Here is a 16,246-nt window from a genome sequence, read left to right as displayed (position 1 = left end):
CCTAACTTCGCATAAATTTTAAATTTTCTAATGTCAGCACAGAAAAAAAAATCAATTATTCAATTCTTAGGCAAAAGCTTCAAAAAATTAGAACGATTCGTTTTTATTCTAAAATCGCTATTAACCCCAAGACAATTTATTTATTTTTCATGTGTTTTGGTTGGTATTTCATCTGCATTAGCTGTAATCATATTAAAAGCCTTTGCCCATTTAGTATATAATTTTGCTCAATATCTTAACAATCTCCTTCACTTACCTTACAGTAATAGTATATTACCAATTATTGGGATACTGGTTACTGTTATTATCGTAAAAAAATTACTAGACGGTTCGATACAAAAAGGTACCTCTCATATTATGTATGCAGTTGCCAAAAAAGGAAGCATCATGCCTATTAAGCAAATGTATTCACAAATTTTAACCAGCTCGTTTACTGTTGGTTTAGGAGGAAGCGCAGGATTAGAATCGCCCATTACCATAACTGGAGCAGCTTTTGGAAGTAATTATGCCCAAAATTATAGATTAACCTATAAAGATCGTTCTTTACTATTAGCTTGTGGTGTAGCTTCTGGTATTGCAGCTGCCTTTAATGCACCAATTGCTGGCGTACTGTTTGCTATTGAAGTGGTACTAGCTGAAATTAGTATTACTGCATTCATCCCTATTATGATTAGTGCAGCTACCGGTGCACTTGTATCGACAATTATTTTAAATGAAGACATTCTTTTGGTTTTTAAACAAGGAGAAGCCTTTGATTACCATAACATTCCTCAGTACATTATTTTAGGCCTTTTATCTGGGTTTATGTCGATTTATTATTCTAGAATTTTTAGAAAAGTAGAACATCATTTTTCTAATTTAAAAATGGGTCAATATCGCAGAGCTTTGTATGGTGCTGCTCTTTTAGCAGGGTTAATTTTCCTTTTCCCGTCTTTATTTGGTGAAGGATATGAAAGTATTAAAACATTAGCAAATGCAAATCCGAGTAAAATATTAGAAAACACCTTGTTAAGTGATTATAAATCCAATAGCTGGATATTGTTATTTTTCGTAGGTATTACTATGATGATTAAAGTATATGCAACAGGTTTAACATTAGGATCTGGTGGAAATGGTGGTAATTTTGCACCTTCTCTATTTGTAGGTTCCTATTTAGGTTTTTGTATCGCTCAATTATCAAATTTGTTAGGAATTACTAAACATTTATCGGTAAGTAATTTTACACTTGTAGGAATGGCAGGAGTATTAAGTGGTTTGTTCCATGCTCCATTAACGGCAATTTTCTTAATTGCAGAGATTACGAGCGGTTATAATTTAATGGTACCATTAATGATTGTTTCTTCGGTAAGTTTTGCAATTTCAAAACGATTTGAACCCTATTCTTTCGACATTAAGCATTTAGCTGATAAGGGAGAAGTTTTTACCAATGATAAAGACAAAAACATATTGACCTCTTTACACATTTCTAATTTCATCTTAACCAATTATAAGGCAATTTCAGAATCAAATTCTCTTGAAAATTTAGTGGAAGTGATTAAATATTCTGACGAAACTATTTTTCCAGTACTTAATGAAAAGAAAGAGTTATTAGGTTTGATTAATTTAGATGATACCAAAATAAGAACCTTAATTTTTTCAGCTTTTAAAGTCAAATATACTTCCACTCATGAAATTATGCAGGCTCCAAAAGAAATTATAATGCATAATGAAAGTATTGAATGTGTCTTAGATAAATTTGAAAGAACCGATACGACTATTTTACCTGTTTTTAAGGGTAGTATTTTTATTGGCTTCGTTAACAAAACCATGATTTTAGAAAAATATCGAAGTCAATTAAAAGAAATGGTAATCGAATAATTTTAAACCATAAAAAAAGCCCTTTAATAGGGCTTTTATACTTTTAAATATATTTCATTAGAATTTCCAATCAAATTCATCTTGATTGGTGAAAACCGCACCAATTTCTATTTTAAAAACCTGATTATAATCCACATTTACAAAAAGCCAAGAGTCTTCAAAGAAATAATTTTCAGTTCCATCTACAATTTCAGTTTCAAAATCCTTCAACTTGTTATTTTGCAATAATTGATGTATTTCATTCCAAGATTTACCAATTATTTTAGTGTCAAATAACTCTAAATTTTCATTGGTAGAAGTAATATATCCCAAACGTAATTCTTCTTCATCATAAAAAGTCAAACGCATTTTATAGGCATTATACATATACACAATATTATCTTCTTCATCAATATACTGTTTGTTTGGTTTACCGTATATGGCTTCCACATCTTTTTGCTTCATTCCAAACAACAATTGATCTACACCATATTTTAATTTTACTTTCATAGTTATAAATTATAATATAAAAAAACTGCCTTTTTCAAGGCAGTTTTGTGATTATTTACATTCAGATTGATATTTTTTCAGTAAGGCTTCTAAATCTGAAATTGATTTTAAAGTATCAATCTCATTATTTAAAGATTTACAATCTAAGTAACGTTTTAAATTTTTTGGTTGATACGTTCCTACAAACATGTCGTTAATTGACATAGCTTTTTTATTAGCTGGAATTTTAACCGCTAAAGTATTTGTAACAGGATCTTGCAAAATTAAAATATCACCAATAGTAGAAATTATATTAAAAAACACTACAGGTTCTGCATTTTTTGTACTTAAAGCTGAATCATCAACTTTTTTAGTAGCCATTTTTAAAACACTAAGCCCTTCACCGATTAGGTTATTATCTTCAAATTCATAACTAGTAAACACATAGTTTTGACCATCTTCTTTTGTAATAGCAATTTTAAAACCTGTTTTAGATTTTATACTAACAAGTTCTTCTTGCTTCTCTCCACTAGAATTAGTTTTTGTATAATGAAGAATGGCTCTTCTTCCAAATTCTTCTTCTTTTATATTTTTAATATAATTAACTAATCTAGAATCAGCATTTTCTAATTTTTCTTCATCTTTCATTGATAAAGGATTAAATATAATACTTACCCAGCCATTATATTCAACTCCATCAATTGTGAAAACCCCTTTTTCGTTTATAAAATTTTCAATTAATGCAGCACTTAAACCCGTACCGTCACTTTTTGAATTTGTGCCAATGTCTGTAGGTTTTCTTTCTACTGTTGAAGACTGAGTTAAATCTGCTTGTCCTTTAGAAGATGCAAATGCAGTAATTTTATCCATATCGAAACCTCCTTCTTCACTCACAAAGCCTTTCTTGAATAATTGTTGTACAATTTCTCTAGAATTATCGAAAGAAAAAGAAGCTAAACTCAAATCATTTATATCTGATTCAGCATTAAAAGAAGCGGGTTCATCATTTTCATTAATTTTAATTTCAATGTAATTAACTTTATCTTCTGAACCACTTAATGATTTTGTAAAATAACTTCCAAAAAACAAATGATTCCCATTTACATCCTGATAATCATATTTTTCTCCTTTTTTTACAGGAGTAACTTTACCAATGGTGGTTTCGTTAATTTTAATTTCAGATTTTTTAATTTTTATTTTCTGACTGAATCCTAAAAAACTTATTAAAGTTATTAAAGTTACAAAAATTGTATTTTTCATAAATAAATTTCAATTACATTTTAAAACGTTTTCTGTCGTTCTCATTTAAATAAATCTTACGCAAACGTAACGATTTTGGAGTAACCTCTACATACTCATCTTTTTGTATGTATTCTAATGCTTCTTCCAAAGAGAATTTAATAGCAGGAATAATTCTCGCTTTATCATCAGCTCCAGAAGAACGTACGTTCGTTAATTTTTTAGTCTTTGTAACGTTTACCACCATATCATCACCACGAGAGTTTTCACCAATTACCTGACCTTCGTAGATATCTTCATTAGGATCCACAAAGAATTTACCACGTTCCTGCAACTTATCAATTGAATAAGGAATTGCTTTACCATTTTCCATTGAAATTAAAGAACCACTTAAACGTCCTGGAATTTCACCTTTGTAGGGTTGGTATTCAATAAATCGGTGTGCCATAATAGCTTCACCTGCAGTTGCCGTTAACAATTGATTACGTAATCCAATAATTCCCCGAGAAGGAATGTTAAATTTAATAATCATTCGCTCTCCTTTTGGTTCCATACTTAACATTTCTCCCTTACGAATGGTCACAAATTCTACAGCTCTACCTGATAAATTTTCTGGTAAATCGATAGTTAATTCTTCAATTGGTTCACATTTTACACCATCAATTTCTTTAATAATTACTTGAGGTTGCCCAATTTGTAACTCATATCCTTCTCTTCTCATGGTTTCAATTAAAACCGATAAGTGAAGTACACCACGACCAAAAACCAAGAATTTATCAGCACTATCAGTTTCTTGTACACGTAATGCCAAATTTTTCTCTAATTCTTTAGTTAAACGATCTTTAATGTGACGAGACGTAACGAATTTTCCTTCTTTACCAAAGAATGGCGAATCGTTAATCGTGAACAACATACTCATCGTTGGTTCATCTATTGCAATGGTTTCCAAAGCTTCTGGATTTTCAAAATCAGCAACAGTATCACCAATTTCAAATCCCTCTAAACCAACTAAAGCACAGATATCACCAGCAACAACTTCTGTAACTTTTTTACGTCCTAAACCTTCAAAAGTATGTAATTCTTTAATTTTAGACTTTATAATTTTCCCATCTCTTTTTACCAAAGAAATGTTCATCCCTTCTTTTAAAACACCTCTTTGCAAACGTCCAATAGCAATACGTCCAGTAAAACTTGAGAAATCTAAAGAAGTAATCAACATTTGAGGCGTTCCTTCAGAAACTTTAGGTGCAGGCACATTCGCTAAAACCATATCTAATAATGGTTCAATATTTTGAGTTTGATTTTTCCAATCATCTGACATCCAGTTGTTTTTAGCAGAACCGTAAACTGTAGGAAAATCTAATTGCCACTCTTCAGCTCCTAATTCAAACATTAAGTCAAAAACTTTTTCATGAACTTCTTCAGGAGTACAGTTTTCTTTATCAACTTTATTGATTACTACACATGGTTTTAAACCTAAGCTGATTGCTTTTTGTAATACAAATCGTGTTTGAGGCATAGGCCCTTCAAATGCATCTACCAATAAGCAAACACCGTCAGCCATATTAAGTACACGTTCCACTTCTCCACCAAAATCGGCGTGACCTGGTGTATCAATAATATTAATTTTGGTTCCTTTATAAATTACAGATACATTTTTAGATGTAATTGTAATCCCTCTCTCACGCTCTAAATCATTATTATCAAGGATTAAATCACCTGTGTTTTCGTTTTCACGAAATAATTGACAGTGATACATAATTTTGTCAACCAAAGTTGTTTTACCGTGGTCAACGTGTGCAATAATTGCGATGTTTCTAATAGACGTCATTTAACTATTTTTTTGAAGGTGCAAAATTAAGGTATTTTTTTGGATAAAACACTACATATGAAATAAGTAAATTACAAATAACATAAATATAATATAAAAAAAAGCTCTCGATAGGAGAGCTTTTATTATTTTCAAAAATTATAATATCTAAATTATAATGATGCTACGTGCTTCGTTAATTTTGATTTTAAATTAGAAGCTTTATTATTATGAATAATATTTTTCTTAGCTAATTTGTCAATCATTGAAATTACTGAAGATAATTTAGCAGAAGCATCGGCTTTATCAGTTGCTAAACGAATAGCTTTGATTGCATTACGAGTTGTTTTGTGTTGGTATCTGTTTAACACTCTTTTTTTCTCGTTACTTCTAATTCTCTTTAAAGCAGATTTATGATTTGCCATTTTGTACTTTTTTTAATTGTAATAATTATTATAAACTACTAGTTAAAAAAGAAAAACCTCCCACAATTATATTTAATAATCACTTTGGTTTTAACTAATAAAATAAGACTTTGAGACACTAAAGTTTTATTTCATAAAACTATTTCACAACTAATTTGTAGCCCGTAGGGGAATCGAACCCCTCTTACCAGGATGAAAACCTGGCGTCCTAACCGATAGACGAACGGGCCATTGAGCTTAAATTTGTAGTCCGTACGGGAATCGAACCCGTGTTACCAGGATGAAAACCTGGCGTCCTAACCCCTAGACGAACGGACCATTATTTCTCGAATGCGGATGCAAAACTACAACTTTTTTTTATTCCTGCAAGTAACTTTCGAAAAATTTTTATTTTTTTTTAATATGCCTTAGCAAACAGCACTCTTCCTTTGGATGGAAGCCCCGTAAATACACACTTTCCGACTTCATCAACCCTATCTAATGGAATACAACGAATCGTTGCTTTTGTTGCATCTTTTATCTTTTCTTCCGTTTCTGCTGTTCCATCCCAGTGCGCTGCAACAAATCCTCCTTTGTTTTCTAAAACATCTTTAAATTCCTCAAATGAATTTACTTCAGTTGTATGAGCTGTCCTATAATCCACTGCCCTTGTAAACAAATCCTTTTGAATTGTTTCTAATAGATCTTGAAGATAAACTTCAATTCCTTCTTTACTTACAACTTCTTTACTTAATGTATCTCTTCTAGCCACTTCATAAGTTCCATTCTCTAAATCTTTTGGACCAATAGCCAAACGCACTGGCACTCCTTTTAATTCCCATTCCGCAAATTTAAAACCTGGTTTATGAGTATCCCTATTATCAAACTTAACTGAAATATTTAGCTTTCGTAAAGCAATTACAAGTTTATTTACTTCTTCCAAAATAGCATCAAATTGTTCATCCGTTTTATAAATGGGAACAATAACGACTTGAATAGGAGCTAAATTTGGAGGCAAAACCAAACCATTATCATCCGAATGAGTCATCACTAAAGCTCCCATTAAACGTGTAGAAACACCCCATGAAGTACCCCATACATGTTCTAATTTACCTTCTTTACTAGTAAATTTAACATCAAAAGCTTTAGCAAAATTTTGTCCTAAAAAGTGAGAAGTTCCTGCTTGCAACGCTTTTCCATCTTGCATTAAAGCTTCAATACAATACGTTTCATCTGCACCTGCAAATCGTTCTGATTCTGTCTTAAGTCCTTTTACAACAGGAATAGCCATAAAATTTTCAACAAAATCTGCATATACATGCATCATTCTTTCAGATTCTTCAATAGCTTCTACTCGAGTTGCATGAGCAGTATGCCCTTCTTGCCATAAAAATTCAGCCGTTCTTAAAAACAAACGAGTTCTCATTTCCCAACGCACTACATTTGCCCATTGATTGATTAATAATGGTAAATCTCTATAAGATTGCACCCAACCTCTATATGTACTCCAAATAATTGCTTCACTTGTAGGTCTAACAATTAATTCTTCTTCTAGTTTCGCCTCTGGATCAACAATTAATTTCCCTTTTTTCTCTGGATCATTGGTTAATCTATAATGAGTTACAATAGCACATTCTTTCGCAAAGCCTTCCGCATTTTTTTCTTCTGCTTCAAACATACTTTTAGGAACGAAAAGGGGGAAATATGCATTGGTATGACCTGTTTCTTTAAACATTCTGTCTAATTCTCCTTGCATTTTTTCCCAAATTGCATATCCGTAAGGCTTGATAACCATACATCCTCTAACTCCTGAATTCTCGGCCAAATCAGCTTTAACTACTAATTCGTTATACCATTTTGAATAATCTTCTGCTCTTGTTGTTAAGTTTTTGCTCATTATCTAGGTTTTGGCATAAATTTTGTTTATATTTATTTTAACTAAATGTAACGCAAAACTAACTATTTTTGTGATGTCCAACAATAAAAAAAAACGTTATGAAAACTAATTTACCATTTTTAAGAAAATTTCGCTTATTTTTTCTCGCGGGAGGAATAAGCGCAATACTCGTTTCTTGTGGTTCCTACCAAAACTCATCCTATTACGATAATGATGGCGTTTATGGGTCCAATCAGAGATACGAAGGTAATGTTGATAATAAATATTCTGAACAAAATATTGAAAAATCCAATAAGTATTCAGAACAATTTAGAGACATGCAAGATGATTACACCTACTTCACAGATGTTGAAGATTATTCATCGGAAAACAACGATACAGTTGTAACGGTTTATAGAAATTATGAAACCAATTCACAATATGCAGGTTGGGGAAATAACTCAAGTAATGTTACGGTGAATTATTATGACAATTGGGGTTGGAACAATTGGTATTCTCCATATTGGGGAATTGGATGGAATAATTGGTATGGATCAAGCTGGGGATGGGGTTATCCCTATTATGGCTCTTCTTGGGGTTGGAATTCATGGTATGGTCCTAGTTGGGGATGGGGATGGAATTCATGGTACGGTCCAGGATGGGGTGGATACTATAGTCCTTATTACTCTAATTATTACGGATATTATGGAGGCGGTAGAAGACATGTAGCTTATAATGCTGGCACAAGAGGAGGTTCTAGTTATTATGTTGCTAATGGAAACAGATATAGCAATAGAGCAACTTCTACTAGAAATTTCAATTCTACCCGAAGTTCAAATAATAGAAACACATACACTAATACCAGAACCTCATCAGGAACTAGAAACACGTATTCTTCTCCTAGAACTTCTGGAACAAGAAATAATTATTCTACACCTAGAAATAGTTCTACAAGATCAAACACTAATTATTCTACACCAAGAAGTTCTTCATCTACCCGTTCTTCTGGCAGTTACTCTCCCTCAAGAAGTTCAGGAGGTTCTTATGGAGGTGGTAGATCTTCAGGCGGCGGCGGTGGACGTTCAAGCGGAGGAAGAGGCGGAAGAGGTTAATCTAAATCCAATTTAAAAAGACAAATTAAATCTATATATTTAGAATAGAATTGCTATGAAAAAATTTTATATAATCCCCTTAGTATTGACTTTTATTAATGGAATTAGTCAAGAAATAACCACTCAAGACGCTTTACGTTATGCCACTGAAGACTTAACAGGAACAGCACGATTTAGAGCTATGAGTGGCGCATTTGGTGCTTTAGGCGGAGATTTATCTTCTATTAATGTAAACCCTGCAGGTACTGCCATTTTCAATCATAACATGGCAACTGTAACAGCTAGTAGTTTCAATACTAACAATAAATCCAATTATTATGGAACAAGTCGAACACAGAATAACAGCACCCTAGACTTGAATCAATTAGGAGCTGTTTTTGTATTTGTCGATAATAACGAAACAAATAATTGGAGAAAGATTTCCATTGGTCTAAATTATGAAAATTCGAAAAATTTTGACAATACAAATTATTTTTTTGGAAATAGCACCAACTCAATTGATCAATATTTTTTACGTTTTGCTAATGGAATAGGAAATGAAGGTGTTTTCAATGTAGATAGTGCTAACAGTCCTTTTGAATCTTTATCTTTTATTGACCAACAGGCTTGGTTAGGATACAATTCCTACATTGTTGAATACGATTCAACTAATAATATTTACTATAGTAACGTTCCTAATAACACCACTTATCAACAATCAAGGTATTCTAAAGCTACAGGATACAATGGTAAGTTTACAGCAAATTTTGCAACCTCCTATCAAGACAAGGTTTACTTTGGAATGAATTTGAATTTTCATTTTACCGACTATGTTAATACCTATCAATTAATTGAGACAAATAATGGATTATATCCAACAGGTGCTAGTGTAAGCTACATTGAGTTTAATAACGAACAATACACATTTGGAAATGGATTTTCAATGAATTTTGGAGCTATTGCAAAAATTACGGAAGCTTTTAGAATAGGTTTAACTTATGAAACTCCTACTTGGCATAGATTAACTGACCAACTATCTCAAAACTTATATACTGAAAGAACTGAAGCTCCAAACGATAATGATTTTATAGGCAAAGTAACCAATCCTAACATTACTATTGAATACGCACCTTATAAACTAACTACTCCATCCAAATGGACAGTAAGTGGTGCTTATATTTTTGATAAAAAAGGTTTATTCAGTGTTGATGTCTCTAGAAAAGATTATTCAAGCACACAATTCAAACCCGTTAGTGATTATACTGGTATTAATCAAAGCTTAAGCGAAAATTTAACAGAAGCTTATGAGATAAGAATGGGTGGTGAATATCGAATTAAAGAATTTAGTTTAAGAGCTGGATATCGTTTTGAACAGAGTCCGTATAAAGTAGATTATACTATGGGTGATTTAACAGGCTATTCAGGTGGTTTAGGTTATAACTTTGGAGATAGCAAACTAGATTTAGCCTATTCCTACAGTTATAGAAATTACAATCAAAGATTCATTTCTTCAGGTATGACTGACACAGCTAGAGTTAGAGCCTTACAAAATAACGTTACACTTACCTACTCTATTAATTTTTAAAATTATAAAGCAGTGAGTATTTATTCAAATCCTTCTTAACCGAAGGATTTTTTTATTCACCAATTCTTTTCTGGTATGACCAGATTTAAACATATAACTACCAAAACAAAAGATAAAGAAGATTTAAACTTTGGCTTCAAAAAAAAACAAACTTTTAAAAAACTCACAAGCCTAATGCTTCTAATGAATAATTTTATGTAATTTTGCGCCCTAAATCTTTGGATGAATTTTAAGTATATGAGAACCAAATCGTTAAAGAAAAATAAAATCAATGTAATTACACTAGGATGTTCAAAAAACGTCTATGATAGTGAAGTTTTAATGGGGCAACTCAAAGCTAATGGCAAAGAAGTGACTCATGAAGCTACAAAAGACGAAGGCAATATCATTGTAATTAACACTTGTGGTTTTATAGACAATGCAAAAGAAGAATCTGTAAATACGATTTTAGAATATGCTGACAAAAAAGAACAAGGCTTAGTAGACAAAGTATTTGTTACTGGCTGTTTATCGGAAAGATATAGACCTGATTTAGAAAAAGAAATTCCAAATGTAGACCAATTTTTTGGAACTACAGAACTTCCCCTTTTATTGAAAGCATTAGGAGCTGATTACAAACATGAATTAATTGGAGAACGTTTAACCACTACTCCAAAAAATTATGCTTATTTAAAGATATCAGAAGGTTGTGATCGCCCTTGTAGTTTTTGTGCGATTCCTCTAATGCGTGGAAAACATATTTCTACACCAATTGAGAAATTAGTTATTGAAGCGGAAAAATTAGCTAAAAATGGAGTTAAGGAATTAATTTTAATTGCCCAGGACCTAACGTATTACGGTTTAGATATTTACAAAAAAAGAAACTTAGCAGAACTATTAGAAGCTTTAGTAAAAGTAGAAGGTATCGAATGGATTCGTTTGCATTATGCTTTCCCAACAGGTTTTCCAATGGAAGTTTTAGATTTAATGAAGAAAGAGCCTAAAATTTGTAATTATATTGATATTCCACTACAACATATTTCGGATAGTGTTTTAAAATCAATGCGAAGAGGAACTACTTACGAAAAAACGACCAACCTTTTAAAAGACTTTAGAAAAGCCGTTCCAGAAATGGCAATTCGTACTACCTTAATTGTGGGTTATCCTGGTGAAACGGAAGAAGATTTTCAAATTTTAAAAGATTGGGTAACCGAAATGCGATTTGAGCGTTTAGGCTGTTTTGCCTATTCTCATGAAGAAAACACACATGCTTATAGTCTAATTGACGATGTTCCAGACGAGGTAAAACAACAACGTGCTATGGAAATTATGGATATTCAAGCACAAATTTCTTGGGAATTAAATCAAGAAAAAATTGGTAAAGTTTTCAAATGTGTTATTGATAGAAAAGAAGGTGAATATTTCATTGGTAGAACCGAATTTGATAGTCCAGATGTTGATAATGAAGTATTAGTTGAAGCTTCAAAGCACTATTTAAAAACAGGCGATTTTGTACAATTAAAAATTACGGATGCCACAGAATTTGATTTGTATGCAGAACCCGTCAATTAATAATTTGTACAAAATATAAAATTAATGGATTCATTTCTAAGAAAATACATGCTTATTGATACCTTAAGCTTGAAATTAAATTGTAATAAAGCTACATTTATTGAAAAGTTTAAAGAAAATGTTGAACCATCAAATTTGTCTTTTAGTCCTTTTGAAGCTTTTTCAGGCGGTACAAAATTATACAAAGGTAACCTTGATAATTCAACTTTTAAAATTCAAAAGAAACAACAACTTTTCAATAATAGAAGACAAAGCCCTATTGCAACTGGTAAAATAATAGAGAATATAAACGATATCAAATTAGATATTGAAATAAATGGCATCACTCCTTTTATGAAATTTTTCTTTGTATTTATCGTATTTTCATATTTATTCGGTTTTACTATACTTTTAGTGATATCCTTTAAAGATACTAATTTCGCATTTTTACCTATTCCTTTTCTTATTGTACACGCTGCATTTATGATAGGTATTCCCTTTTTTATAATTAAATCTTCTGTAAAACATTTCAAACAAGAAATGGAACGTGAATTTCATTTTTGGTTACGCTAATTAGCTGTAGTCTTCATACCAATTAAAAGTTGCATGGATAATTTTTTGTTTTTCTTCTTTTATGAATTTTAGATATTCTTTGGCAATAGGTGATATCGATTTTTGAGATTGCCAAATTAGATTCCAAGTAGTCATTAAAGGCAATTTTTTTAAAGGAATAATTTGTAAATCTCCTTTTTGAAGCTCGTTTTTTATACCAATTAACGGCATAATAGACAACCCTAAACCTGCTATAACAGCTTGTTTGACAGCTTCATTTGAAGTTAATTCTAATGTATTATTTATGATAATATTATGCTTTTCAAAAAAACGTTCCATGGTAAAACGTGTACCCGAACCTTTCTCTCTATAAATAATTGCATATTTTGTCAAATCATTAATTTGTAACCCCTTTTGTGGAATACTAAAATCCTTATTGGCAACTAAAAATAATTTATTCTGCATTAATTCTTCATTAAAGACAGATATTGATTCTGGTAAAATGGAAACCAATGCAAAATCTACTTCATTATTTTCTAAACTTTGAATAACTTTAGACTTATTAGTAACATCCAATTGCAATTCGATACCAGGATGTCTTTTTAAAAAATCAGATAAAAAGTAAGGAATGATATATTTTCCTGTCGAAACTACTGATATTTTTAATGTACCAGTTAAATACCCTTTATAAGCTAGTGTTTTAAATGAAATCTCTTGAATTTCCTTATTAATTCTTTTGGCAATAGTAGCAATTTCATTCCCAAAATCAGTTATGTATAGTTGTCTTCCAATAATTTCTGTTAATGGAATTTCAAATTGATCCTGAAAATTACGCAATTGAATAGAAACCGCTGGTTGTGTCAAATGCAATTCTTCAGCTGCTTTAGTGATACTCTTTGTTTCTACAATTTTTAAGAATATTTGCAACTGATGTAAAGTATAATTCATAAATATTTTTTATATTAAACATTACAAATATAAATAAAAATTTATAATTATTTGTTTCGACATTTGCCCTGTTAATTTTAAAAAAACAATTTATTATGACACGAATTACAGTTGCAAAAGGAGACGGAATTGGTCCAGAAATTATGGATGCTACCTTAAACATTTTAAAAGCTGCAGGAGCTCAATTAGAAATTGACGAAATCGAAATTGGCGAAAAAGTATACTTAAGTGGAAATACTTCAGGTATTGCCAATGAATCTTGGGATATCATTAGAAAAAATAAAATTTTTCTAAAAGCTCCAATAACTACTCCTCAAGGTGGTGGCTATAAAAGTCTAAATGTAACGACTCGTAAATTTTTAGGATTGTATTCCAATGTAAGACCTTGCACAAGCTTACATCCTTTTGTTGAAACGAAACATCCGCATATGGATATCGTAATTGTAAGAGAAAATGAAGAAGATCTATATGCTGGAATTGAGCACCAGCAAACAGATGAAGTAGTACAATGCTTGAAATTAATTAGCAGACCAGGTTGTGAAAAAATTATTCGATACGCATTCGAATATGCGCGAGTAAATGGAAGAAAAAAGGTTACCTGCTTCACTAAAGACAATATTATGAAACAAACTGACGGCTTATTTCACAAAGTATTTGATGAAATTGCTTTAGAATATCCTGAAATTGAAAATGAACATTGGATTATTGATATAGGTGCAGCAAAAATGGCTGATACCCCTGACGTTTTTGATGTGATAGTTACTTTAAATTTGTATGGTGATGTGCTTTCAGATGTAGCGGCACAGATAGCAGGTTCTGTAGGATTAGCAGGTTCTGCAAATATAGGCGAAGAATGTGCTATGTTTGAAGCAATTCATGGTTCGGCACCGAGAAGAGCAGGTCAAAATATGGCAAACCCTTCAGGTCTTCTACAAGGTGCCATCATGATGTTGTCGCACATTGGACAAACCGAAATTGCTGAAAAAATTCAAAATGCTTGGTTGAAAACTATTGAAGATGGGATTCACACCTATGACATCTTTAACGAAAATGTAAGTACAAAAAAGGTAGGAACAAAAGAATTTGCTCAAGCAGTAATCGAAAATCTAGGCAAACGTCCTATACAATTAAAAGCAGTCAACTATGCAAAAGATGCTGTACTTCATCTCCCAAAATACATTAAAAAAACACCACAAGAAAAAGTATTAGTCGGAATTGATTTGTTTGTGCATTGGAATGGAACTGATCCAAATGAAATTGCTAGAATTATGCAAGGAATTAATACGGAAAACAAAGAATTAACAATGATAACAAATAGAGGTATCAAAGTATGGCCCAATGGCTTTGAAGAAACTTATTGTACAGATCATTGGAGATGTAGATTTAAACCGACAAAGGGCAAAGTGATGTTTAAAAATCAAATTCTTACACTTTTAACACGTGCACACGAAGCTAAGATAGATGTTATTAAAACAGAAAATTTGTATGAGTTTGATGGTATACAAGCTTATTCTTTAGGCCAAGGTCAATAAAACTAAAACTACCCGACTCCTAATTTATAGTCGGGTAGTTATCGATACAAATTATAAAAATGATATGAAATATAAAATAATAATCTTGACTTTGGTAATCTTGTCAGTATCCATAGTTGGCATCCAATCCAATGTTACAAAAACCATTAAAGAACATTTCATTATTAGTTTATTGATTTTATACAATTTAAACATAATCATGATTTTTTCTAACAATCCCAAAAAATCAAAACAATGAAAGAAGCTATTGAATTCCAATTAGTAAAAGGAACATTTAATCTAGAAGAAGCTAAAGAAGTGCTTTTCAGTTTATTGAATAGTAAAATAAAATACCATCAACAACAAGCATTTAGTATTAGCGAAAGAAATGCTGGAAGTATTACCTATTCGGAAAATAGAATTGAAGAACTCAATCAAGCTAGAGAAAAAGTAATTCAATTTATGAATCAACAATTTGAAGAAGGTAATTCCGTTCAAATAGATGGTATAATTAGTATTAAAGTGATGCAGAATCATGTTTAAAGGAAGAAAATTAGTTATTGCCACTCAGCATAAAAAAGAACAAGTTATAGCTCCTATTTTAGAAAAAGAAATAGGAGTAACTTGTTTCACTAATACTTTATTTAATACTGATTCCTTAGGTACTTTTTCTGGTGAAATAGAAAGAACATCAACTGCATTAGATACTTTAAGAGAAAAATGTATTAGAACAGCAAAATTACATCAATGTGATTTAGTTCTTGGTAGTGAAGGATCTTTTGGAATGCATCCTACTTTGTTTTTTTCAGCAGCTGATGAAGAGTTTATTATGCTATTAGATTTAAAGAACAACTTAGAAATTGTAGCTAAAGAGTTGTCTACTGCTACTAATTTTGGAGGCGAAACAATTACTAATTTGCAAGAATTACTTGCTTTTGCTGAAAAAGCTTGTTTTCCAACACATGCTTTAATTCTTAAATCTTCCGAGAAAAAGCCCACACTTATCTATAAAGGAATTCAGTCAGAAAAAGATTTAATAAACCAATTTGAATATTTAAAAGATAATTTTTCAAAAGTTCATGTAGAAACTGATATGCGTGCTCATATGAATCCTAGCAGGATGCAAATAATCAAAAAAGCCACTCAACAATTAATTTCTAAAATACAATCTTGTTGTCCTTCTTGTAAAACACCTGGATTTGATATTGCGATTGTAAAACCTGGTTTGCGTTGTTCTTCTTGTAATTTACCTACGAAATCTACATTATCCTGGGTTTATAAATGTAAAAAATGTGCTTTTGAAAAAGAATCTTTTTTTCCTCATCAAAAAGAAGTAGAAGTACCTATGTACTGTAATTATTGTAATCCTTAATAG

At 31.3% G+C, this 16,246-nt stretch carries 14 protein-coding genes and 2 tRNA genes; 8 read left to right on the top strand and 8 right to left on the bottom strand.

From position 1 onward, the window contains the following. Window positions 1-30 precede the first annotated feature (30 nt). Window positions 31-1,857 (top strand): chloride channel protein, encoded by a 1,827-nt coding sequence (locus tag FHG05_RS14900; RefSeq protein ID WP_140998900.1) that lies wholly within the window; start codon window positions 31-33, stop codon window positions 1,855-1,857. A gap of 57 nt (window positions 1,858-1,914) precedes the next feature. Here the strand turns inward: FHG05_RS14900 and FHG05_RS14895 are convergent, their stop codons facing one another. The 7 genes from FHG05_RS14895 to proS form a co-directional block, all read right to left on the bottom strand. Continuing rightward, window positions 1,915-2,346 carry a hypothetical protein gene (locus tag FHG05_RS14895; RefSeq protein WP_140998899.1) on the bottom strand — a complete coding sequence of 144 codons (432 nt, stop codon included), beginning with the start codon at window positions 2,344-2,346 and terminating at the stop codon, window positions 1,915-1,917. A gap of 51 nt (window positions 2,347-2,397) precedes the next feature. Further along, on the bottom strand, window positions 2,398-3,585 hold the full coding sequence (locus FHG05_RS14890; RefSeq protein WP_140998898.1) for a hypothetical protein: 1,188 nt from the start codon (window positions 3,583-3,585) through the stop codon (window positions 2,398-2,400). A gap of 13 nt (window positions 3,586-3,598) precedes the next feature. Next, entirely contained in the window at window positions 3,599-5,395 is a 1,797-nt protein-coding gene (typA, locus tag FHG05_RS14885) for a translational GTPase TypA (protein ID WP_140998897.1), read from the bottom strand. A gap of 152 nt (window positions 5,396-5,547) precedes the next feature. Next, entirely contained in the window at window positions 5,548-5,799 is a 252-nt protein-coding gene (gene rpsT / locus FHG05_RS14880; RefSeq protein WP_140998896.1) for a 30S ribosomal protein S20, read from the bottom strand. Window positions 5,800-5,957: 158 nt separating this feature from the next. Beyond that, window positions 5,958-6,029 (bottom strand) — tRNA-Glu (locus tag FHG05_RS14875). A 16-nt stretch (window positions 6,030-6,045) separates the two neighbouring features. Next, window positions 6,046-6,117 (bottom strand) — tRNA-Glu (locus tag FHG05_RS14870). A 79-nt stretch (window positions 6,118-6,196) separates the two neighbouring features. Further along, on the bottom strand, window positions 6,197-7,675 hold the full coding sequence (gene proS, locus FHG05_RS14865) for a proline--tRNA ligase (RefSeq protein WP_140998895.1): 1,479 nt from the start codon (window positions 7,673-7,675) through the stop codon (window positions 6,197-6,199). A gap of 98 nt (window positions 7,676-7,773) precedes the next feature. Between proS and FHG05_RS14860 the strand changes: the two genes are divergently transcribed. The 4 genes from FHG05_RS14860 to FHG05_RS14845 all read left to right on the top strand — a co-directional run bounded on the left by FHG05_RS14860 (window position 7,774) and on the right by FHG05_RS14845 (window position 12,433). Further along, a complete protein-coding gene (locus FHG05_RS14860) occupies window positions 7,774-8,766 on the top strand; it encodes a hypothetical protein (RefSeq protein WP_140998894.1) in 993 nt (330 codons plus the stop codon). A 55-nt stretch (window positions 8,767-8,821) separates the two neighbouring features. Beyond that, entirely contained in the window at window positions 8,822-10,330 is a 1,509-nt protein-coding gene (locus FHG05_RS14855) for an OmpP1/FadL family transporter (protein WP_140998893.1), read from the top strand. 237 nt (window positions 10,331-10,567) lie between these two features. Beyond that, entirely contained in the window at window positions 10,568-11,881 is a 1,314-nt protein-coding gene (rimO, locus tag FHG05_RS14850; RefSeq protein WP_140998892.1) for a 30S ribosomal protein S12 methylthiotransferase RimO, read from the top strand. A 24-nt stretch (window positions 11,882-11,905) separates the two neighbouring features. Beyond that, a complete protein-coding gene (locus FHG05_RS14845) occupies window positions 11,906-12,433 on the top strand; it encodes a hypothetical protein (RefSeq protein WP_140998891.1) in 528 nt (175 codons plus the stop codon). Here the strand turns inward: FHG05_RS14845 and FHG05_RS14840 are convergent, their stop codons facing one another. Next, window positions 12,434-13,360, bottom strand: coding sequence for a LysR family transcriptional regulator (locus FHG05_RS14840; protein ID WP_140998890.1), 927 nt, complete (start codon window positions 13,358-13,360; stop codon window positions 12,434-12,436). Between the two features lie 95 nt (window positions 13,361-13,455). Between FHG05_RS14840 and FHG05_RS14835 the strand changes: the two genes are divergently transcribed. The 3 genes from FHG05_RS14835 to FHG05_RS14825 all read left to right on the top strand — a co-directional run bounded on the left by FHG05_RS14835 (window position 13,456) and on the right by FHG05_RS14825 (window position 16,243). Beyond that, window positions 13,456-14,892, top strand: coding sequence for an NADP-dependent isocitrate dehydrogenase (locus FHG05_RS14835; protein ID WP_140998889.1), 1,437 nt, complete (start codon window positions 13,456-13,458; stop codon window positions 14,890-14,892). A gap of 234 nt (window positions 14,893-15,126) precedes the next feature. After that, a complete protein-coding gene (locus FHG05_RS14830) occupies window positions 15,127-15,414 on the top strand; it encodes a hypothetical protein (RefSeq protein ID WP_140998888.1) in 288 nt (95 codons plus the stop codon). After that, a complete protein-coding gene (locus tag FHG05_RS14825; RefSeq protein ID WP_140998887.1) occupies window positions 15,407-16,243 on the top strand; it encodes a DUF6671 family protein in 837 nt (278 codons plus the stop codon). The genes FHG05_RS14830 and FHG05_RS14825 overlap by 8 nt, the downstream gene beginning before the upstream one ends. The last annotated feature ends 3 nt before the right edge of the window (window positions 16,244-16,246 follow it).

The sequence above is a fragment of the Flavobacterium profundi genome (assembly GCF_006491645.1).
Lineage (GTDB): Bacteria > Bacteroidota > Bacteroidia > Flavobacteriales > Flavobacteriaceae > Flavobacterium > Flavobacterium profundi.
The sequence above is the reverse complement of the archived record's forward strand: the minus strand, read 5'-3'. Positions and strand labels throughout refer to the sequence as shown.